The organism is Kushneria sp. EE4 (assembly GCF_977968315.1).
On the sequence record NZ_OZ386212.1, the window covers coordinates 2937753 to 2957779 of the forward strand.

General features: G+C 64.3%; 16 protein-coding genes. 8 read left to right on the forward strand and 8 right to left on the reverse strand.

The window, feature by feature from the left end; genetic code table 11:
- Positions 1-13: 13 nt before the first annotated feature.
- The 3 genes from ACXMYO_RS13325 to ACXMYO_RS13335 all read right to left on the reverse strand — a co-directional run bounded on the left by ACXMYO_RS13325 (position 14) and on the right by ACXMYO_RS13335 (position 5516).
- Positions 14-2023, reverse strand: a complete 2010-nt coding sequence (locus ACXMYO_RS13325; RefSeq protein ID WP_457809065.1) for a hydantoinase B/oxoprolinase family protein — start codon at positions 2021-2023, stop codon at positions 14-16.
- A complete protein-coding gene (locus ACXMYO_RS13330; protein WP_457809066.1) occupies positions 2013-4082 on the reverse strand; it encodes a hydantoinase/oxoprolinase family protein in 2070 nt (689 codons plus the stop codon). Before ACXMYO_RS13330 ends, ACXMYO_RS13325 begins: the two co-directional genes overlap by 11 nt.
- Before the next feature lie 96 nt (positions 4083-4178).
- Complete coding sequence (locus ACXMYO_RS13335) at positions 4179-5516, reverse strand: NAD(P)/FAD-dependent oxidoreductase (RefSeq protein ID WP_457809067.1); 1338 nt, start codon at positions 5514-5516, stop codon at positions 4179-4181.
- A 201-nt stretch (positions 5517-5717) separates the two neighbouring features.
- Between ACXMYO_RS13335 and ACXMYO_RS13340 the strand changes: the two genes are divergently transcribed.
- Complete coding sequence (locus ACXMYO_RS13340; protein WP_457809068.1) at positions 5718-6470, forward strand: IclR family transcriptional regulator; 753 nt, start codon at positions 5718-5720, stop codon at positions 6468-6470.
- Positions 6471-6490: 20 nt separating this feature from the next.
- Here the strand turns inward: ACXMYO_RS13340 and ACXMYO_RS13345 are convergent, their stop codons facing one another.
- The 4 genes from ACXMYO_RS13345 to ACXMYO_RS13360 all read right to left on the reverse strand — a co-directional run bounded on the left by ACXMYO_RS13345 (position 6491) and on the right by ACXMYO_RS13360 (position 11200).
- Positions 6491-7627, reverse strand: coding sequence for an aldo/keto reductase (locus ACXMYO_RS13345; protein ID WP_457809069.1), 1137 nt, complete (start codon positions 7625-7627; stop codon positions 6491-6493).
- 151 nt (positions 7628-7778) lie between these two features.
- Positions 7779-8729: a 3-hydroxyacyl-CoA dehydrogenase family protein gene (locus ACXMYO_RS13350; RefSeq protein ID WP_457809070.1), complete on the reverse strand. Its 951-nt coding sequence runs from the start codon at positions 8727-8729 to the stop codon at positions 7779-7781.
- Positions 8730-8758: 29 nt separating this feature from the next.
- Entirely contained in the window at positions 8759-9727 is a 969-nt protein-coding gene (locus tag ACXMYO_RS13355) for a sugar phosphate isomerase/epimerase family protein (RefSeq protein ID WP_457809071.1), read from the reverse strand.
- Between the two features lie 81 nt (positions 9728-9808).
- The gene (locus ACXMYO_RS13360; RefSeq protein WP_457809072.1) at positions 9809-11200 is read right to left on the reverse strand and encodes a GntP family permease; all 1392 of its coding nucleotides are present in this window, start codon (positions 11198-11200) and stop codon (positions 9809-9811) included.
- A gap of 183 nt (positions 11201-11383) precedes the next feature.
- Between ACXMYO_RS13360 and ACXMYO_RS13365 the strand changes: the two genes are divergently transcribed.
- The 6 genes from ACXMYO_RS13365 (at position 11384) to ACXMYO_RS13390 (ending at position 18028) form a co-directional block, all read left to right on the forward strand.
- A complete protein-coding gene (locus ACXMYO_RS13365; protein ID WP_438765264.1) occupies positions 11384-12328 on the forward strand; it encodes a LysR substrate-binding domain-containing protein in 945 nt (314 codons plus the stop codon).
- A gap of 85 nt (positions 12329-12413) precedes the next feature.
- Entirely contained in the window at positions 12414-13640 is a 1227-nt protein-coding gene (locus ACXMYO_RS13370; RefSeq protein WP_457809073.1) for a pyridoxal phosphate-dependent aminotransferase, read from the forward strand.
- A 131-nt stretch (positions 13641-13771) separates the two neighbouring features.
- Entirely contained in the window at positions 13772-14971 is a 1200-nt protein-coding gene (locus tag ACXMYO_RS13375; protein WP_438765266.1) for a Bcr/CflA family efflux MFS transporter, read from the forward strand.
- A gap of 139 nt (positions 14972-15110) precedes the next feature.
- Complete coding sequence (locus tag ACXMYO_RS13380; RefSeq protein WP_457809074.1) at positions 15111-16166, forward strand: ABC transporter substrate-binding protein; 1056 nt, start codon at positions 15111-15113, stop codon at positions 16164-16166.
- Complete coding sequence (locus ACXMYO_RS13385; RefSeq protein ID WP_457809075.1) at positions 16163-17206, forward strand: FecCD family ABC transporter permease; 1044 nt, start codon at positions 16163-16165, stop codon at positions 17204-17206. The genes ACXMYO_RS13380 and ACXMYO_RS13385 overlap by 4 nt, the downstream gene beginning before the upstream one ends.
- A 36-nt stretch (positions 17207-17242) precedes the next feature.
- Positions 17243-18028, forward strand: coding sequence for an ABC transporter ATP-binding protein (locus tag ACXMYO_RS13390; RefSeq protein ID WP_457809076.1), 786 nt, complete (start codon positions 17243-17245; stop codon positions 18026-18028).
- A 9-nt stretch (positions 18029-18037) separates the two neighbouring features.
- Here the strand turns inward: ACXMYO_RS13390 and ACXMYO_RS13395 are convergent, their stop codons facing one another.
- Entirely contained in the window at positions 18038-18715 is a 678-nt protein-coding gene (locus ACXMYO_RS13395; protein WP_457809077.1) for a GntR family transcriptional regulator, read from the reverse strand.
- A 233-nt stretch (positions 18716-18948) separates the two neighbouring features.
- On the opposite strand from ACXMYO_RS13395, the gene ACXMYO_RS13400 reads away from it, so the two are divergent.
- The gene (locus tag ACXMYO_RS13400) at positions 18949-19998 is read left to right on the forward strand and encodes a 4-hydroxythreonine-4-phosphate dehydrogenase PdxA (RefSeq protein ID WP_438765271.1); all 1050 of its coding nucleotides are present in this window, start codon (positions 18949-18951) and stop codon (positions 19996-19998) included.
- The last annotated feature ends 29 nt before the right edge of the window (positions 19999-20027 follow it).

A 20027-nucleotide genomic window follows, 5' to 3' on the forward strand; every position in this document is an offset into this window, starting at 1 on the left:
GTGCCGAGCGGGTCTACGCCGAATCACGCTGCGGTGACAGGGCCGGATAGCGTTTTATAAGCTGTTCGAACAGCTCATGAATCACCGCGGCACCCTCGACCACCTCCCCCTTGTCGTAACGCGCCGCCAGACCGTCAAAAAGCTGGTGTTTGATGAAAAAGCGCCACGCCACCGGAAGGCTTGCCAGAATATCGGTCAACGCCGCGTAGCGCTCGCGCGTCCAGCGCGTTTCGAACGCATCGCGGTACGGGCCATAGGCGAAGGGCGCATCGGGCAGCAGGCGCGACTGATCACGCATTGACCGGCGCAGCGCCTGCGTCTTTTCCTCGCTGACCCGATCATGATCGAGCACCACGCCGTAGTCGGTTCGGGCTCGCTCGGGCGAGACGTAACCACACCGCACATCCCTGAGCACCTCTTCCGGCAGCCGGTCCAGCGGGTCGCCGTAGCCACCGGCGCCACAGCCCACCAGCCGGATCACGTCACCGGGCTGGCAATGCACGATGTCGGTATTGCCGAGCGCCTCGGCATAGTCGGCCTCCGGATTGCGGGTAAAGCGCGCCGTGGCACCGGCCTGACCGCCCAGAATCCCCCAGGAGGCGAAATGCGTGCGGTCGCGGTTGCGCGCCGTGACCATGGTACCCGGGGAGAACACCTGAAACTCCATGCAAAGCCCCAGCCCACCGCGATAGCGACCCGGCCCGCCGGAGTCCGGTACCAGGCAGTAGCGGTGCATCAGGATGGGCACTTCGGCCTCGTTGATCTCGACCGGCGTATTGCGCAAAAAGGCCACGTTGGCCCCGGAACCGTCGCTGCCGTCACCAAAGGGCATGCCGCCGGCGCCGCCGCCGACCGGGCCGAGCGAGGCCATCAGCGTGCGCCCGTCACTGTCCATGGTCTTGACGCTCATGATGGCAAGACCGGCCGCGGCGCAGGCCGGCAGCCGCTCGGGAATTGCTCGGGAGAAGGCCCCGAAGGTCAAAACGTGGGTGAGCTTGCAGGTCAGACTTCGCATACCCACGGCCGCCGGCGCCACGGCGTTGACCACACTGCCCTCGGGCAGGACACAGCGCACCGGCCGGTCCAGGCCGGCGTTGAGCAAAATGTCGTCCTGCAGGGTGTAGAGCACATAGTGATAGCCCACCAGCGACAGAGCGTGGCGCACCATGCCGCCGGTGGGCATATTGAGCGAGGAGGCCAGCTGCGGATCGCTGCCGGTGTAATCGAGAATGGCCTCCTCGCCGCGAATCTGCAGATTAAGCGCCAGCCGCATCGGCTTGCCCGCCACGCTGTCTTCGTCGGCGTATTCGGCGAAGAAATAGTCTCCGTCGGGGACGGTAGCGATCACCTGGCGAGCCTGGCGTTCAGCGTAATCAAGCAGCGCATCCATGCCGGTACAAAAATCCGCCGTCCCGAAGCGCTCGATGATCTCCAGCACCCGCTTTTCGCCGTTGTGCAGCATCGCGATCTGGGCCATGAGATCGCCCCGGTTCTGCTTTGGCACGCGCACGTTGGCGGCCATGATGTCGAGCAGCGACTCGTCGAGCACACCCTCGCGCACGATTTTGACCGGTGGAAAGCGAATGCCCTCCTGCTCGATTTCGGTGAGCGTGCGCGACAGCGAGGCCGGCACAGCGCCGCCCATGTCGGTGTTGTGAATATGGCCGCCGACAAAACAGATCAGCGTGCCCTGATAAAAGACCGGCTTCCACATCACGATGTCCGGAGTGTGGGTGGCCACGCTGCCACTATAGGGGTCGTTGGTCATGGCGATATCGCCGGGGCGATAGTCCTCGATCCGTGACAGCACCGGTCCATAGTCGAGCCCGATATACCAGGTCGCCCCCAGCGTGCGCGGGGAAGCAAAGGCCAGACCCTCGGGTGTGATCAGCGCACACGAGAAGTCTTCGGTTTCCTTGATAAAGGTCGAGTGCGCCGTACGTACCAGGGTGTAGGCCATGCTTTCGGCCGCTGCCACACAGTAGTTGGCAAAGATCTGCACAACGGTGTTGTCAAAGGCCATCGCGGTTCTCCCCGTTCGTTACGGCGTTATTGATCAGATGCAGATTGCCCCAGCTGTCAACGCTGACGGAAAAGCCCGGCAGCACGCTGGTGGTGGTGTCGTCCTGGGCCACGATAGCCGGCCCCTCAAAGCGGTGCCCCGATCTCAGATCGGCCCGGCGATACAGCGCCACCCGACGATGGGCGCCGTCCATCCAGGCCTGCACGTGATCACAAGGGCGTGCCGGTTCCCGAGCGGTTTCGATGGTTTTCAGAGCAGGCTTGGGAGTGGGCACGGTGGCGATCAGGCGCAGCGACACCACCTGGATGTCGGCCCCTTCGTCGCGATAGTGATAAAGGCGCTCGTGCTCGCGATGAAAGGCGTCGCGCAGCGCCGACAGCCGAGCGTGGCGAACATCCTCAACGGCCAGGGGCGTTTCAATCTCGAACGACTGGCCCTTGTAGCGCATTTCGGCGGAGAGCGTGAGCTCGGGGTCGGCGTCGCCGGCCTCCTCGATGATCCATTCGCGTGCTTCGCGCTCCAGCGCTGCCCGGTCCTGATCCAGCCGCTCGAGCGTGGCCTGAGTCAGGTCATACCAGGTGATGCGCACGAAGTCGTTGCGGGTGTCCGCGATCAGACCGCCCAGGGCGCTGAGCACGCCGGGTGTGATGGGCACGGCAATGGTCTGCATGTGTAGCGTACGCGCCAGATAGCAGGCCAGCATCGGCCCGGCCCCGCCAAAAGGCATCAGCGAAAACTGGCGCGGGTCGATCCCGAAGCGCGATACCAGCCGGCTGATGCCGGCATACATGCCCGAAATCGCCACGTTGACGATGGCCTCGGCCGTGGCCTCAACCGGCTGGCCCAGCGTCTCGGCCAGCTGCCCTACCGCCCGGCGCGATGCGGCAATATCAAGGTTGACCGTGTCGTAGCCAAGCGGTGACTGGCCCAGGATGCCCATGACGGCAAAGGCATCGGTGATGGTGGTCGCCGTGCCGCCGCGCCCGTAGCACACCGGTCCGGGCGTCGAGCCGGCACTTTCGGGGCCGACCTTGAGCACGCCGAGCGTGTCGACACTGGCAATCGAGCCGCCGCCGTCACCGATCGAGGTCACCGACACCGACGGAATATGAATCTGATAATCGCCGATATATTCACCGGTGGCGTAGCGCGGCTCGCCGCCCACGATCAGGGCCACATCCGCAGTGGTGCCACCGATGTCCAGACTCATCACGTTGTCGATACCGCAAAGCCTGGCCATCCAGGCCGCGCCAATCACCCCCGAGGCCGTGCCGGACAGAATCATCTGCACGCAGTCGGTCTTGCCCCGCTCGGCACTCATGATGCCGCCGTTGGATTTCGTCACCTGCAGCGGCGCCGTCACGCCAGTCTCGATCAGGGCCTTTTGCAGCGAGCCCAGATAGTGCGAAACCCGGGGCTGAACGTAGCCGCCGATCACGGCGGTCACGGTGCGCTCGTATTCGCGAATGGTCGGCCAGACATCGCTGGCGCAGGAGACAAAAAACCCCGGCATCGCCGCCTCGATCAGGTCGCGCACGCGGTGCTCGTGCATCGGGTTGCGGTAGGCATGCAACAGCGAGATCACCACGCCCTCGCAGCCGGTGCGCTCAAGCCCTTTAATGGTCTCGGCGATGCCGTTCTCATCCAGCGGCGCGATCTCCTCGCCCTGGGCGTTGAGGCGCCCGTCGATGCCAAAGGTGCAGTGCCGGTCGATCAAGGGCGCCGGGCGCACGGACATCAGGTGGTACATGTCCGGCGTCTTGAGACGCGCGATATTGAGTACGTCCTCGAAGTGGCGATTGGTGATCAGCCCCAGCCGAATGCCACGACGCTGGACCACGGCGTTAACCCCAACGGTCGTGCCGTGAGTGAAGTGCACCACCTCGGCCGGGTCGATGCCATGGCGCCGTGACAATGTCTCCATGCCGGTGATGACCTCACTGCCGGGGCTGTCGGGCCGGGAAAAGACCTTGAGGCTTTCAAGCGCGCCGGTGACGTCATCCAGTACGGCGAAATCCGTAAAGGACCCGCCAATATCCACTCCAATGCGAAGGCCCATGGGCGGCGTACTCCTGTCGTTTGTGGGTCATTGTTTTAAGTGATGCATCGCTGGAAAAGCGCTCACCGCCTGTGCCACGGGTCTGGCGGCGCCGCGTCACGGCCGGCGTGTGCGCTCCTCCTGGCGTCGATCGAGACGGTCACGCCACTGGTAGTAGCTGCCCAGCACCGGCATGAACCATGGCCTGCCGTGATAGAGCGGATGCCCGGGCAGCGGCGTGCCAAAGGCACTGTTTTCGAGCGGTTCCCCCTCGATAAGATGCCGGGCAAGACGATGGCCCAGCCAGCTCATGGTCGTAATACCGCTGCCATTGCAGCCCAGGGCGTAATAGCATTCCGACGCCGTCCGGCCGATATGGGGCAGCGCGTCCAGCGTGACCGCCACGCGCCCGCCCCAGCTGAAGCTCACCCCTACGTCATGCAGCTGAGGAAAACGCGCCACCATCTGCTGATGCAGCACGCGGGCACTCTGTCGCCGGTTGAGCGGATAAAAGCGCGCCCGGCCGCCGAACAGGAATCGCTTTCCGTCCGGCGAATAGCGGTAGTAGGTCGTCACGCGCCCTGTATCAGCCACGCTGCGTTTTCCGGGAATCAGCGCATGTTGCAACGCCTCGGGCAGGATCTGCGTAGCGATCTGATGGGAGGTGACCGGCACGATGCCGCGGCGAAGCGCCGGTGACAGCGCCCCGGTGTAGCCGTTGGTCGCGATGATCACGCGCGCCGCGTCCAGCCGGCCCTGTGGGGTGGTGAGTCGGTAGTGCGCCCCTTCACGTGTGATATCGGTCACCGGCGTCTGACTGCACAGCCGAACGCCAGCGGCTTGGGCGGCCGAGAGCAGCCCGGCGTAGTACTTTGCCGGATGAAGCTGGCCGGCCCCGTTGATCAACACCCCACCCACGTAGGCGTCGGTGGCCAGCTCCTCTCTTAACGCCTCGCGTGAGAGCACCTGCACATCGCTGTCGGTCAGGGCGTTGAGTCGTTCGATCCGGGCCTGCCATTTCTCGAGGTGCGCCCGGGCCCAGGCCGGCGCCAGACGGCCCGAGCGGCGGTAGTCGCAGTCGATGTCTTCTCGCTTGATCAGGGATTCCAGAAACCGATAGCCGGCCGCGGCTTCCGTGAGCCTTGCCTCGACGCGTGCCGGATCAAGCGCCGCCCTGCCCGTCATGCTCTTGCCGACGTTGACGCCGCCGGTTACCTGACCACCGCTGAGCGTACTGGCGCCGGCACCCAGCAGACCAGCCTCCAGCACGGTCACCGTTTCGCCATGGCGTGCCAGTTCGAGCGCGCAGCAAAGACCTGCATAGCCGGCGCCGACAATTGCCGTGTGTGTTTCACGTGAAACATCCCTCGTTTCACTGTCGTGAGGCTGCCACGCCTCCCACCAGTAGGGGGCCTCGCGAAAATCATCGGCCAGAAAGGACTGTGCTGGTGCCATCTCCTGCTCCCGAATACCCCTCGATCAACGAGTGGGGAAAGCGCGCCTCACGCCGTGCCATATTATGGAACGCCGTGCCATATATAAACGCTACACGCCCGAACCCGCTGCTGGCAACTCCTTTTGCATGTGCGAGTCGGGGTGGGACGAACGAAGGGCAAGCCGATACACTGTGGCTCTGCACCGAGACATGAGCCGCCAATGAAGAGTCTTTTGAAAAGTCTGGAAATACTGGAGGCGGTCGCCGAACACCAGCCGGTCAGCGTGGGTGAGCTGGCCAAACGACTGTCACTGCCCAAATCAACGGTGCAGCGAGTGCTGCTGACCTTTCACGAGGCGGGCTGGCTGCGCCAGCGTCGTGGCGATATGACCCGCTGGGAGGTAGGGGCGCGGATACTGGGCGTGCGCCCGCCCGAACTCAACGGGGGCAGGCTCTATGCAGCGGCTCGCGAGCCCATGCGTGAACTGCGCGATGCCACCAATGAGACCGTCCACCTGTCGATCCCTGACGGGCTCAACAGCGTGGTACTGATCGACCGCGCCGACTGCCAGCAAAACGTGCGCACCTTCAGCCCGCTGGGCGATGCCGCCCCCTTTCACGCCACCGCCAACGGCATGGCGATCATGGCGTGGTTGAGTGATCAGGAAGTCGACGACATCATCGCCCGAGGCCTGCCCGCCTTTACCGAACAGACCATTACCCGGGCCGACACGCTGCACGAGGAGCTCGGGGCCATTCGCCAGCGCGGCTACTCGCTGAACATGTCGAACTACCGGCCAGCCATCTGCGCCATCGGTGCTGCCATCATGGATGCCGACAACCGTCCCGTAGGCAGCCTGTGCATCTCCATGCCTCAATCGCGCTATGATCCGGCAAGGCTGGCGCAGTGGGGTCAGCAGGTCGTCGAAGCCGCACGTCGAATCAGCCTGATGCAGCCTGCCGACCCGATCTGACAGGCCGGCAGGTCAAGACATCAGCCCGGCACGGGCGCGTCTTCTTCGATCAGCCCTTGTGATTTCAGCGCGTCCCAGAAATCCGCCGGAATATCGACGGTCATCGAGGCCTGATTCTGGCGGGCGTGCTCGGCGGTGCGCGCACCGGGGATAGTGGCACCCACTACATCAGGAGCAGCAGAGAACTGCAGCGCCGCGGTGCGCAGGTCGGTGCCGTGCTCGCGGGCAATGGCGCTGATGCGATCGCGCTGCTCTGTAAAACCGTCGGGAATGTCGGTGCTATACATCCAGTGGTTGCTGCCGGCCAGAAAACCCGAGCCCAGCGGCGCGCCGATCACCAGCGACACGTCGCGCTCACGACAGACCGGGAACAGCCGGTCCAGCGCGTCGCGGTGGTTGAGCAGGGTGTACTGCGTGGCCTGCAAAATGACATCAGGGGTGCCGGCATCCAGCGCGGCCAGACTCGGCTCGATCTCGTTGACGCCCATGCCCCAGCCGCCAATGATGCCCTCATCACGCAGGCGTTCAAGCTCGGGAATGGCCCCCTTGCGGGCGGTCTCGAAATACTCCTGCCACTGCGACCCCATGTCCTTGTTGTCCGGCGACAGATCATGGATATATACCAGGTCGATCTTGGACACGCCCATGCGCTGCAGGCTGTCCTCGATGGAGCGGCGCACGCCATCGGCGGAGTAGTCATAGCGGTAGTTCGTGCGCAGATTGCCCTGCCAGTTGCCGGCGTTTTTGGTCGAGGCATCCGGGATCAGAAGCCGCCCCACCTTGGTCGAAAGCAGATACTCGCTCGGGTCCTTGTCAAACAAAAACCGGCCCAGGCGCCGCTCCGAGAGCCCAAGACCGTACCAGGGGGAAGTGTCAAAATGGCGCGCGCCGCCTTCCCAGGCCGCCGCCAGCATCCCCGTGGCCTCTTCTTCGGAGGTCACCCGGTACATGTTGCCCAGCTGCGTCCCGCCCACGCCGTACTTGTGCTCGGGGGGAAAGAGATCCATGGCCAGCGGCGGATTGTTCGGCAATGCCTCGTCGCGGCGCGCCTGATCGCTGTCGCCACCCTTTTTTTGCGCTGCCATGAGACGGGGCGCGGCCACGCCGGCCGCTGCGGCCACCGCACTCAGGGCCAGAAAATCGCGTCGTGATGCCATGATGGGCTTTCTCCCTTGGATGAATAGGCAATGACCAGAGCCTGGCGCAGCCACGACGGCCACTCTACCTTTTCGGCGCGCGCCTTCAGACATAAAAAAGCGCCCGCTCGGTAACCCGAGCGGGCGCTTTCAAAAACAGCCGTCAGCCGGATTATTTCATCGGCGGCGGCCCGAGCTCCTTCATCAGCTCCGAGAGCTTCACGTAGGCCCGGTTGCGCCAGGCGATCAGATCCGGAATACGCTCGGCCGGCACGTCGGTAAAGCCGCCGCCGCTTTTGGTGCCCATCTTGCCCTGATCGATCAGCGAGCTGAGCGCCTCGGGGGTGGCAAAGCGCTCGGGGAAGTCGGTCTGCAGCGACTGATAGCAGAAGTTGTAGACATCCAGTCCCGCCATGTCGGCGATCGCGAACGGGCCGAAAAACGGCAGCCGGAAGCCAAACGTCGTACGCACCAGGGTATCGATGTCCTCGGCGCTGGCCACGCCCTCTTCCAGCAGCTGGGTCGCCTCGTGAAAGAGCGCGTACTGCAACCGGTTGAGCACAAAGCCGGTCACGTCCTTGACCGTGGCCGTCTCCTTGCCGGTCTCGTGGACGATGGCGCAGGCCTTCTCGACGATATCGGAGGCCGTGCCTTCATGCGGGATGATCTCCACGCCCGGCACGAACGGCGACGGGTTGGAGAAGTGCACGCCCAGAAACCGCTCCGGATGCGTCACGGCCTCGGACAGTTTGGCAATCGAGATGGTCGAGGTGTTGGTGGCGATGATCGCATCGGGGCGCGCCGCGGCGCTGACGCGACGAAAGATCTCGTGCTTGATGTCGATCTTTTCCGGCACCGCCTCTTCGATGAAGTCGGCATCGCGCACCGCGTCCTCGATGGATTCTGCGACCTTCACCTGACGTTCGATGCGCTCGACGGCGTCACTCGGGAACAGGCCGTCGGCGACGAATTTGCGGGTTTCCTCGATCAGCCGTTCGCGATTGGCCTGGGTGACCTCAAGCGAGACGTCGCTGATCAATACCTCGGCACCGGCCAGCGCCATGACCTGGGCGATACCGCCGCCCATGTACCCCGAACCGACAATGGCAATCTTGCGTGTCATGAACCTTCACTCCCTGTAGTCATGGGCCCTCAGCCCTGGCGAACCTGGCTTGTACCGAGGGCATAGTCCGATGTGCGCGGCAGGATCTTCTCGCGCAGGTAACGCTGGTTGCTGCTGGACACGCTCAGGCCATCGCCGCCGTAGTGCTCGGTGCAGATGATCCCCTGAAAGCCGTTGGCCAGTGCAATCTCGAACGCCTTGCGATAGCTGATCAGACCCGATTCCAGCGGCGCGGGCATGGCCACGTAGTAATCGCGTGCCACGTCCTCGTCGCGGATATAGTTTTTGACGTGCCAGTAGTTGGCATACGGCATGGTCTTTTCCATGATCTCGAGCCAGGGCTCGATCGGGCGGTGCAGACGGATCAGGTTGCCCACGTCCGGATTGATGCCGACGTTGTCCAGACCGATATCCTTGACCAGCGCCACGGATGAATCCGCCGTGCCCAGATAGGTGTCTTCATACATCTCAAGCGACATCAAAAGGCCCAGCTCGTCGGCGTGGCGGCCCAGCTCCTGCAGACGCTTCACGGCCAGATTCCACATGTCGCGATCGGCCTTCGGGTCCTTGTGGCCTTCCACGGTCCAGAACCACAGCTGCTTTTGCTGCTCCGGGGTCAGGGCCTGGTGCAGGCCGAAGGAGACCACCCGGCAGCCCAGCGCCGCGGCGGCTTCCAGCGTGCGGTGGCTGTAGGCCAGATTGTCCTCGCCATGCTCGGCGTCGATCACGCTGCGACGAATCGCCGAGACCGACGGCAACCCGATACCCACCTTCTTCGCCGCGCCACTGAGCGCTTCCAGCCGATCACCGGAAAGATCGCCGGGCTTGATCCAGCTGTCGAACAGATCGGCGTTATCAAAACCGGCATCGCGAACTTCCTCGAACACGCTTTGCCAGTGCGAGGCGTCGGCCTCGTTGACGGCGCGCCCCTGGGCATCAACGCCGGAAAACTGCAGCAGGGCGGCCGTGATCGGCCAGTCATCAGCGGTATAAGGCATGGGTACATCTCCTTTTGAGGGGCTTGCAGAAAACGTTCATCAGGGCCCGGGGCATGGCCGGCGGGCCCGCTGACAGGGCCCTTATGTCACCAGGGCAAACAGCGCCCAGACCAGACCAAAGGCCATCAGGGAAATCCCGGTCGACATCACACTCCAGGTGCGCAGCATGGTGCGGGTCTCGACCTGCAGAAACCGGCCGACCAGCCAGAAGCCCGAATCGTTGACGTGGGAATAGCCGATGGCACCGGCCACGATGGCGATCGTGATGCACGCCGCCGGCATGCCGGCCAGCGCCGGCTCGGCCAGCACGGCAGGCGCCATGATGCCGGCGGCCGTGGTGCCGGCCACGGTGGCCGAGCCCTGGGCGATACGAATGACCGAGGCGATGAGATAGCCGGCCAGGATCAGCGGCATGCCGATCGCATCCAGGCTTTCCGCCAGGGCGTTGCCGATGCCGCTGGCGGTGAGCACCCCGCCGAACATGCCGCCGGCACCGGTAATCAGGATGATGGTGCACACCGGCGCCAGCGCTTTCTCGATGATGTCGTTGACGGCCTCCATGGGTTCCTTGAGGCCACGGCGAAAGATCAACAGCCACATCGCCACGCAGGTGCTGATCAACAGCGCGATCGGGGTCTCGCCGATGACGACGAAGGCATCAAGCAGCGCGTTGTCATCGGGCAGAGTGCCGGCCGAGATCAGCGTCGAGATGCCGGTGTTCATGAAAATCAGCACCAGCGGCAGCAAAAGCACCAGCAGCACGGTGCCAAAGCTCGGCCGCGGGCCGCCGTCGTCTTCCTCACCGCCCATCACATCAGGCACCGACTGAAACGGCGTCTTGTTGGCCAGGGCCACGGCCAGGCGATAGCCCATCACATACCAGGTGGGCAGACCGACCAGCAGCCCGACGAACAGCACCAGACCGATATCGGCTTCCAGGAAGACCGCCGCAGCCACCGGCCCCGGATGAGGCGGCATCAGGGCGTGCATGACCAGCGCCGAGCCCGCCACCGGCAGCCCGTAGAGCAAAAGCGAGCCCTTGAGCTCGCGGGCGACGGCAAAGATGATCGGCAGCATCACCACATAGGCCGCATCAAGAAAGATCGGAAAGCAGAACAGCAGTGCCGCAATCGACAGCCCCAGCGGCGCGCGCTCGCGCCCGCAGATGCGAATCAGGGTGTCGGAGAGCACTCGCGCACCGCCGGAGACGGCAACGATCCGCCCGAGCACGGCGCCAAAGCCGATCAGCATGGCCACGTTGCCCAGCGTTCGGCCAAAGCCGCCGGTCAGGGTCTCGATCAGATCGCCCACGCCGATACCGGTGGCCAGCGCCGTGCCGATACTGACGATGACCAGAGAGAAGAAAGGGTGCAGGCGCACGCGAATGATCAGCACCAGCAAAATGGCAATCGCCATCGCCGAGATCAAAAGCAAAAGGGGTGTGGATAACGCAGCTTCAGGCGTGCTGGGCATAACCGGCTCCGGGTCAGACCATGACGCCCGGGCGGGCCGATGCGCCATTGGTCGCAAAATGCCTTACATCGCTGTAAGTCCAATACCGCAGACGATATCGTCCCCGGGCAATACCCGACCAATGCCGGTCACGCCGCAAAGTGATGACCATTTTGATATCACACCGATAACGAGCCGCACGTCATGGGGACTCTGCCAGAAGACTGGTTTTTCCGATCACGACTAAAGTTGCGTCATCTGCAGCTGTTTGTGGCCCTGGGTGAGCAGGGCAACCTGCATCGCAGCGCCGAAGTGCTGGGCATCAGCCAGCCGGCGGCCTCGAGGCTTTTGATTGAACTCGAGGAGCGTCTGGGCACCACGCTGTTCGAACGCCACGGCCGTGGGCTCTCGCCCAATCTGTATGGCGAGCTGATGATTCGTCGCGCCCGCACCATCATCGATGAGCTTGAGCGCGCCGGTGAGGAATTCAACGCCATTCAGGCAGGACACGCCGGGCTGGTCCGGGTCGGCACGGTGATGGAGCCGGCCGTGGCACTGCTCACACGCGCCATAGAGCAGATGCACGGCGAGCGCCCCGGACTTCGCATCAATGTGCACGTCGATGTCAGCCGGGCGCTGATATCCGGACTGATGGACGGTCATTACAATTTTGTGATCTCTCGCATTCCGGCCGGTTTTTCCGGCGAGCACTTCGTGTTCGAGGAGATCGGCGAGGAGGAAATCTGTTTCATCTGCAGCCGGAACCACCCGCTGGCCGAGCAGCCGGTGCCGGATCTGGCCGCCATGGTCGACTACCCCTGGGCGTTGCAGCCGCCCGGCACCCTGATGCGCCAGCGTGTTGATGATCTGCTGCGCCATCGCGGGCTTGAACCGCCTCACTGGATCGTGGACACCTCGGATCTGACCACCTCGCTGGCACTGGTCAACGCCTCCTCGTTTCTGACCGTGGCGACCCGGGGCGTGGCCGAGCTTTTGTGCGACCCGCAGCGCTTTCGCATCATCGCCTCGTCCACGCGGCTGAGCGTGCAGCCCTATGGACTGGTCAGCCTGCGCCGCCAGCAGCTGCCCCCGGGCGTTGCCGCCATGATGCGCCTGCTGCGTCAGCTGATCCGCCAGCCGCCGACCTGAGCCGCGCCCGGGCGGCGTATGCGTGGTCGCCCGCGGTCAAAGCCGCTACTCTGGGACTCGACCCCTGATGACCGGAACGTTGACCATGACCACGCTTGCCCGCCGCCTGAGCACGATAAAGCCTTCCGCCTCGATCGACATTTCACGCCGCGCCGCCGAGATGCGTCGCGAAGGCCTGGATGTCATTACCCTGTCGCAGGGCGAGCCGGATTTCGACACACCCACCCACATCGCGCAGGCCGGCAAGCGTGCCATCGACGATGGCCACACCCGCTATACCGATGTCGATGGCACCCCCGAGCTCAAGCAGGCGGTCGCGGCCAAGTTCGAGCGCGACAACAACCTGCGCTACTCAACCGATCAGATCTCGGTGGGCACCGGCGGCAAACAGGTCATCTTCAACGCCCTGTTTGCCCTGATCGACCCCGACGACGAGGTCATCATCCCCGCACCGTACTGGGTCTCCTACCCGGACATGGTGCGCCTGGCCGGCGGCATGCCGGTCTGCGTCGAGTGCGGTGAGACACAGGACTTCAAAATCAGCCCCGAGCAGCTCGAGGCGGCGATTACCCCACAGACGAAGTGCCTGATTCTCAACTCGCCGGCCAACCCGACCGGTGCCGGCTATCATCGCGATGAGCTTGTCGCGCTGGGCGAGGTGTTAAAGCGCCACCCCCACGTGTTCGTGATCAGCGACGACATCTACGAGTACCTGACCTACGACGGCTGGGCCTTTACCACCCTGGCCGCCGTCGTGCCGGAGCTTTACGAGCGCACCCTCACCGTCAACGGCGTCTCCAAGGGCTACGCCATGACCGGCTGGCGCATCGGCTTTGGCGGCGGCCCGAAGGATCTGATCCGCGCCATGGCGACGCTGCAGGGCCAGATGACCACCAACCCCAGCGCCATCTCTCAGGCCGCGGCCGTGGAGGCGCTTAACGGCTCCAAGGACTTTCTCGATGAGCATCTCGAGATTTTCCGCCAGCGTCGCGATATGTGCACGGCCGCCTTCAATGCCATCGACGGGCTGTCGTGTCGCGCCCCCGAAGGCGCGTTTTATCTCTTTATCAGCTGTCAGGGGCTGATCGGTCGCCAGACGCCGGACGGCGAGGTGCTTGAGCGAGATGTCGACGTGGCGCGGTTTCTGCTCGAGACGGCGCACGTGGCCGTGGTGCCGGGCACGGCCTTTGGCCTGGCACCCTGGTTTCGCGTCTCCTTTGCCGCCGCCACCGAGCGCCTGGGCGAAGCCTGTGAGCGTATTGCCCAGGCCTGTCAGGCCCTGACGTCGGCGCCTGCGACCGGAAGTGCGTAATCGACAGGCCCTGCCCGCTCGTCCGGCCGTCCCGTTGCGTGGGCGGCCGGGGAGACGCTCGTTGATAATGCATCTCACTTCGCCATAATAGCGGCTTCACTTCCTCGATCGACTTCAGGCGCAAACGCTTCATGGCATCCAGAACCCCTTCTCATTTCTCGCTGGCCGTGGTGCTGGCGCTGACGGCCGCCATCGGCCCCTTCTCGCTTGACGCCTATCTGCCCGCCTTTCCTGCCATGGCCGAGTCTCTGGGCGTGTCCATCAGCGATGTCTCGCTGAGCGTGTCGATCTATATCTTCACGATGTCGATCGGCCAGCTCATCGGCGGGCCGCTGTCGGATCAGTTCGGGCGTCAGAAGATCATGTTTTCGGGGCTGATCCTGTATAGCGTGGCAAGCCTTTTGATCTGGCAAAGCGAGCAGCTCGACAGCGTGCTGGCCTTTCGTGCCCTGCAGGCCTTTGGCGCCGGCTGGACGCTGGTGTCGGTGCCGGCACTGGTGCGCGACCGCGTTCAGGGCGTGGAAGCGGCGCGGCTTTTCAGCCTGATCGGGCTGATCATGGTGGTGGCCCCCGGCATCGCCCCGACCGTAGGTGGCGTGCTGCTGAGTCTGGGCGGCTGGCCGTTCATCTTTTTGTTTTTGGCACTTTATGCCCTGCTGGTCATTCCGCTGTTGAAAATGGTCGCGTTCAAGGACACCGGCAAGGCCGCGCCGAGTGCCCCGCCGGGGCCGAAGGTCAGTATATTCAAGCGCTACGCCCAGGTGCTGGCCACCCGCCAGGCGCTACCCTTTCTGTTCTGGCAGGCGGCGTCGTTTTCGGTGCTGATGATCTTTGTCACCCACGCCTCCTTTGTCTATCAGACGCATTTCGGTGCCAATGAGCACACCTTCGGGCTGCTGTTCGGCGCCAACGTTATCGTCATGCTGATCGCGAATCTGACCAACCGCTCGCTGCTGGAGCGCTTCGGCTCACGGCGCATTCTGCGCGGGGCGACCTGCATTCAGGCCGGCGCCATTGGCGTTTTGCTGCTGGCCAGCGTCTTCGATGCGGGGCTTTATGTGTTTTTGCCGGCGATGATGGTCAGCATCGGCATGGTCGGGGCGATCGCGCCCAACATTCAGGCCTCGTTTATCGAATACTTCGGCGTCAACAGCGGCACGGCCGCGGCGCTATTGGGGGCGTCGCAGTTCGGCATTGCCGGTGTGGTCAGCGCGCTCTCCTCGCGCCTGCCGATGTCGGTTACCGCCGTGGTACTGGCGATGGCGGCCTGCTCGGCGGTCACGCTCTGGATGCTGGTACTGTCACTGCGCCAGGAGCGCGCCCGGACCTGAGCCTCATGTTCTAAACAACAGGGCCTGACCGCCTGCATGAATGACGCGACATACCCGACTGAATTCGGCTCGCTTTTGTCGATCCGGTGCGTCGGGTATGTTCACGTCCTGATCCACTGCCTGCTCACCGGACTCTTCGATGCCTTCTGCCCTTCTGCGCCCTGCTGCCTTGCTGCTTCTTTTCATGGCGCCCGTTTTCAGGGCGCAGGCCGCCGACACCGCTGCCCCCTACCCGATCACACTGGACAACTGCGGCACCCGGGTCACCGTTGACGCCCCGCCGCAGCGCGCGGTCAGCATCGGCCAGAACACTACCGAGATTCTGCTCTCACTGGGGCTTGCCGATCGCATGGCCGCCAGTGCGGTCTGGATCGGTGACGTGCCGGCGCCACTCAGCGCCGCCAACGATCACGTCCCGCGTCTTTCAAGCGGCGTGCCGGGTTTTGAGAGCGTGCTGGGGCAAAATCCCGACCTGGTGGCGGCGCAGTTTGAAACCGATGTCGGCCCCCAAGGGCGCGTGGCTCGCCGCGAGCAGTTTGCCGCGCTCGGCGTGCCCACCTATCTCTCCCCGACCGATTGCGTGGGGCGAGTCTATGGCGGGGAGGCCAACAGTGATGGCGCCCGCACACAGGCCTTTGACATGACGCTGATCCACCGCGAAATCGAAGAGTTGGCCGAGATTTTCAACGTCCCCGAGCGCGGCACCGAGCTGGTGAGCACGCTAATGCAGCGCGAACGTGACGCCGTGGCGGCCGGTGCCGGCACCCCGGATAACCTTTCCATGGTGTGGTGGTTTTCCAGCGCCGAGCTTTCGGGGGAGGCCTGGGTGGCCGGGCAGCTCGGCGCACCGGGCTACATCATGAAAAAACTCGGCGCGCACAACATCATTGAAAGCGACGAGGAGTGGCCGGCCGTGAGTTGGGAGCGCATCGCCGCCGCTGACCCGGATGTGATCGTGCTGGGGCAGATGGCGCGACGCAATTTCCCGGCCGACGACATCCATCAAAAGATCGACTTTCTGGAAAACGACCCGGTCACCCGCGAGATGAGCGCCGTGAAGCATCACCGGTTTATCGTGCTCGATGCCCAGGCGATGAACCCGACCCTGCGCACCGTCGAGGGGCTGGAGGTCGTGGCCAGTGGCCTGAGTGGCCTGGGCCTGACCGCCGAGCCCGCCTCGAACGAAGGCCCATGAGCCTGACGGCGTCCGGCACCCGACACCGTCAGGGCCTGCATCTGGGGCTGATCGTGCTGGCCCTGGCGGCGCTGGTGCTGGCGATGGCGCTGGCGGTGTCGATCGGCGAGATTCATATTCCGCTGTCCACGACCTTCAAGGCGCTGAGCAACGCATTGGGCGTTAGTGAGTACCCACTTGACCGCATTCATGAAAGCATCATCCGCGAGTATCGCCTGAGCCGGGCACTGGTCGCGGCCTGCTGCGGCGCAGGGTTGGCGCTGTGCGGCGCCATTTTGCAGGCGCTGTTGCGCAATCCGCTGGCCGAGCCCTACGTGCTGGGCATCTCGGCAGGCGCCTCGACCGGAGCGGTGTGCATCATGGTGCTGGGCATGGGCGGTGGCGTGATCGGCCTGTCGCTGGGGGCCTTTCTGGGCGCGCTGGGCGCCTTTGCCGTGGTGCTGGCGCTGTCACGGGGCGCCTCAACCGGCCCCAACCGCATCATTCTGGCAGGCGTTGCCGGCTCGCAGCTTTTTAACGCGCTCACCGCCTGGGTAATCAGCACCTCGGCGAGCGCCGAGCAGGTGCGCGGCATCATGTTCTGGCTGCTGGGCAATCTGGGCGGCGTGCGCTGGCCGGATGTCACCCTGGCACTGGCCGTGGTCATTCCAGGGTTTTTGATCTGTCTGCTGTTTGCCCGGGCGCTGGACGCCTTTACCTTCGGTCAGGACGCCGCCGCAGCGTTGGGCATTCCGGTCGGCGCGGTGCGTTTGATCCTGTTTGCCGTCACGGCGCTGATGACTGCAACCATGGTCAGCATGGTCGGCGCGATCGGCTTTGTCGGGCTGGTTATCCCTCACGCTGCGCGCTTTATTGTCGGCACCGCGCATGTGCGGCTGTTGCCGGCCTCGCTTTTGATCGGGGCGATTTTCATGGTGCTGGCCGATATCGTCTCGCGCGTGATCCTGCCCAGCCAGAGCCTGCCCATCGGCGTGGTCACCGCGCTGGTCGGTGCGCCGGTGTTTGCCATGATTTTGTACCGCGCCAGACCGCCGATGTAATGAAAGCGATCACTTACTCACCCGGAGAGACATAGCATGTCGATACAGGCCAACGGGGTGAGCTGGTCGACGGCCGGTCGCCTGATCGTTGATGACGTGAGCCTTGCGATCACCCCAGGCGAGACTGTCGCCCTGCTCGGCCCCAACGGCTCGGGCAAGTCGTCGCTGCTGCGCCTTCTGTGTGGCCTGCGCCGCGCCACCGACGGCGTGATCACCTTCGATGACACCTCGATCGATCAGCTGGGACGCCGCGACGTGGCCCGGCGGCTGGCGCTGGTCGAGCAAAGCGCCACCACCGATGCCGATGTCACCGTGCTGGACGTGGTCCGGCTGGGCCGCACCCCGTGGCGCTCGATTCTCAGCGGCTGGGGCGCCGCCGACACCGCCGCCGTGGAGCAGGCGCTGGCCCAGGTCGGCATGGGCAGCCGGCGCCACCAGAGCTGGCATACGCTGTCCGGCGGCGAGCGCCAGCGCGTCCATATTGCCCGAGCGCTGGCCCAGCGCCCGCGGGAGCTGTTGCTCGATGAGCCCACCAACCATCTCGACATCCAGCACCAGCTCGAGATTCTTGCCTTGGTCCGGCGGCTGTCCACCACCTGCGTGATGGCCCTGCACGATCTCAACCTCGCCGCCATGTTCTGCGATCAGCTGGTACTGCTCAAGGAAGGCCGCGTGGCGGCTGCCGGCACGCCGGAGTCAGTACTTACGCCTGAGCGTATTAGAGACGTCTACGGCGTGGACACCGTGATCGAGCGCTCGCCGCATCATGGCTGTCTGCACGTGCACTATCTGCCCCGCCGGGGCCCTGCCGCGACAGGCTGACCGTTCCGGCTATACGACATCTCTGACCCGCTCCCAGGCATAGCCCAGGTGTTCTCCCAGCGCGGCGACCAGGGCGTTTTCATCGCGGGCCTCCAGCGCTGTCATGATGCGTTCATGCTCATCGACGGCGGCGGCCCATTTGTCCGGGCCATCATGGCCGATAAAGCGCACCCGCTTGAGCCGTGACTGCAGCGAGTCGTGCGTCTGGATCAGCGGCTCGTTGTGAGACAGCGCCACCATCGCCGAGTGGATCAGCTGATTGTTTTTGTAGTACTCAAGCCGGTCCCTCTGGTGATAGCAGGCCAGCATGCGCTCGTGCAGCGCCCGCACTCCGGCAATCTCGTCATCGTCGGCACGTTGACAGCCCAGTCGAGCCGCCAGCTCCTCCAGCGAGCGAATCAGAATCAGCATGTCCTCGATATCGCGGGCCGAGAACTGACGCACGCGGGCGCCGCGCTGCGGGACCAGCTCCACCAGCCCCTCGCTTGCCAGAAAGCGCAGCGCCTCGCGCAGGGGCGTACGCGATACGCCCAGAGACTCACACAGCGGGCCTTCATAGATGCGCGCGCCCTGCTCGAGCTCGCCTTCAATGATCATGTCACGCAGGCGATTGGTAATGGCGTCATGCAGCGACGCACGTGCGATGGTGCCTGGCGTGCCATCACGGGGGGTGGGTCTGTTGTTCATGGGTCTCACTCGTTGCAATGGGCAAAATGCCGGCCTTTTGACATCGATACAGGGCAGATATCCGTGGCCGTGCCCTGCCCTGAGCGTAAGTCGTGTTGCGCCCTGCTGTGCTTGAACTTATGTCCAGGAGGCTCAGAAGCATTTAACGACCAACGTATAATGTATACATTATTCATTCGGGCGCAGGCTCATCGTCAAGCAGGATTTTTCCTTCGCCAACGGTGAGACATGCCATGACCCATACCACCTCTGCTGGAACCTACCGCCCCCTGATCGCGCTGGCGATGGGCGACCCGGCCGGCATCAGCCCGGAACTGACCGCCCGACTGGCCACCGATGAGGCCGTCAACGCCGCCGCAAGGCTGGTGATCATTGGCGATCGGCGCATTTTCGATGAAGGCGCCCGCGCGGCCAGTCTCTCTCCCGAGCTGATCACGACCACCCTTGACGCATTGAAGGACAGCCCGCCGGATCAGGCCGCCTTTATCGATCTCGGTCATCTGGCAGTCGATGACATCGAGCGCGGTGTGCCCTCGCTGGCCGGCGGCACCTTTTGTTCGCGCAACTTCAACGAGGCGCTGGCGCTGGCCGGTGAGGGGCAAGTGGAGGCGGTGTGCTTTACGCCGTTCAACAAGCAGGCGATGCGCTACGCCAACCCCGACTATGACGACGAGATCCGCTTTGTAGCGCGCGCCGTCGGCTTTGAAGGCAAAGCGCGTGAATTCAACATACTCGACAACATCTGGAATGCCCGGGTGACCTCGCACATCCCGCTGTCGCAGGTCGCCGCAGCCCTCAATGAAAAGGCCATTCTCGAAGAGATCGCGCTGACCCAGCAGTGCCTTGAGCAGGCCGGCATCAAAACGCCGCGCATCGCGGTGGCAGGTCTTAATCCGCACGCCGGCGACGGTGGCAACTTCGGCACCGAGGAGATCGAGATTATCGCCCCGGCGGTGGCACAGGCCCGTGACCGGGGCTGGGATGTCGAAGGGCCCTTTCCAGCGGATACGGTTTTCCTGCGCGCCCCGCGCGAGGGCTATCACGCAGTGCTGACCATGTATCACGACCAGGGCCAGATCGCGATGAAGCTGATGGGCTTTGACAGCGGCGTCACGATGCTCGGCGGCTTCCCCTTTCCGGTGTGTACGCCGGCCCACGGCACGGCCTACGACATTGCCGGGCGCGGCGTCGCCGACATCGGCGCCTCGCGCCAGGCGCTATTGCTGGCCGCCCGCATGGCAACGCGCGCCCGCGATGCCCGAGCGCTTGCCACAAACGACTGATCCTTCCGCCCGCCCGGGCATCCTGTCTA

What these genes read in the sequence shown, in the direction of transcription:
- ACXMYO_RS13380 (WP_457809074.1), top strand. Translation starts at nt 15,111, where the DNA reads ATGCCTTCTGCCCTTCTGCGCCCTGCTGCCTTGCTGCTTCTTTTCATG.
- ACXMYO_RS13375 (WP_438765266.1), top strand. Translation starts at nt 13,772, where the DNA reads ATGGCATCCAGAACCCCTTCTCATTTCTCGCTGGCCGTGGTGCTGGCG.
- ACXMYO_RS13335 (WP_457809067.1), bottom strand. Translation starts at nt 5,516, where the DNA reads ATGGCACCAGCACAGTCCTTTCTGGCCGATGATTTTCGCGAGGCCCCC.
- ACXMYO_RS13370 (WP_457809073.1), top strand. Translation starts at nt 12,414, where the DNA reads ATGACCACGCTTGCCCGCCGCCTGAGCACGATAAAGCCTTCCGCCTCG.
- ACXMYO_RS13365 (WP_438765264.1), top strand. Translation starts at nt 11,384, where the DNA reads ATGGGGACTCTGCCAGAAGACTGGTTTTTCCGATCACGACTAAAGTTG.
- ACXMYO_RS13345 (WP_457809069.1), bottom strand. Translation starts at nt 7,627, where the DNA reads ATGGCATCACGACGCGATTTTCTGGCCCTGAGTGCGGTGGCCGCAGCG.
- ACXMYO_RS13400 (WP_438765271.1), top strand. Translation starts at nt 18,949, where the DNA reads ATGACCCATACCACCTCTGCTGGAACCTACCGCCCCCTGATCGCGCTG.
- ACXMYO_RS13350 (WP_457809070.1), bottom strand. Translation starts at nt 8,729, where the DNA reads ATGACACGCAAGATTGCCATTGTCGGTTCGGGGTACATGGGCGGCGGT.
- ACXMYO_RS13330 (WP_457809066.1), bottom strand. Translation starts at nt 4,082, where the DNA reads ATGGGCCTTCGCATTGGAGTGGATATTGGCGGGTCCTTTACGGATTTC.
- ACXMYO_RS13395 (WP_457809077.1), bottom strand. Translation starts at nt 18,715, where the DNA reads ATGAACAACAGACCCACCCCCCGTGATGGCACGCCAGGCACCATCGCA.
- ACXMYO_RS13385 (WP_457809075.1), top strand. Translation starts at nt 16,163, where the DNA reads ATGAGCCTGACGGCGTCCGGCACCCGACACCGTCAGGGCCTGCATCTG.
- ACXMYO_RS13390 (WP_457809076.1), top strand. Translation starts at nt 17,243, where the DNA reads ATGTCGATACAGGCCAACGGGGTGAGCTGGTCGACGGCCGGTCGCCTG.
- ACXMYO_RS13360 (WP_457809072.1), bottom strand. Translation starts at nt 11,200, where the DNA reads ATGCCCAGCACGCCTGAAGCTGCGTTATCCACACCCCTTTTGCTTTTG.
- ACXMYO_RS13340 (WP_457809068.1), top strand. Translation starts at nt 5,718, where the DNA reads ATGAAGAGTCTTTTGAAAAGTCTGGAAATACTGGAGGCGGTCGCCGAA.
- ACXMYO_RS13325 (WP_457809065.1), bottom strand. Translation starts at nt 2,023, where the DNA reads ATGGCCTTTGACAACACCGTTGTGCAGATCTTTGCCAACTACTGTGTG.
- ACXMYO_RS13355 (WP_457809071.1), bottom strand. Translation starts at nt 9,727, where the DNA reads ATGCCTTATACCGCTGATGACTGGCCGATCACGGCCGCCCTGCTGCAG.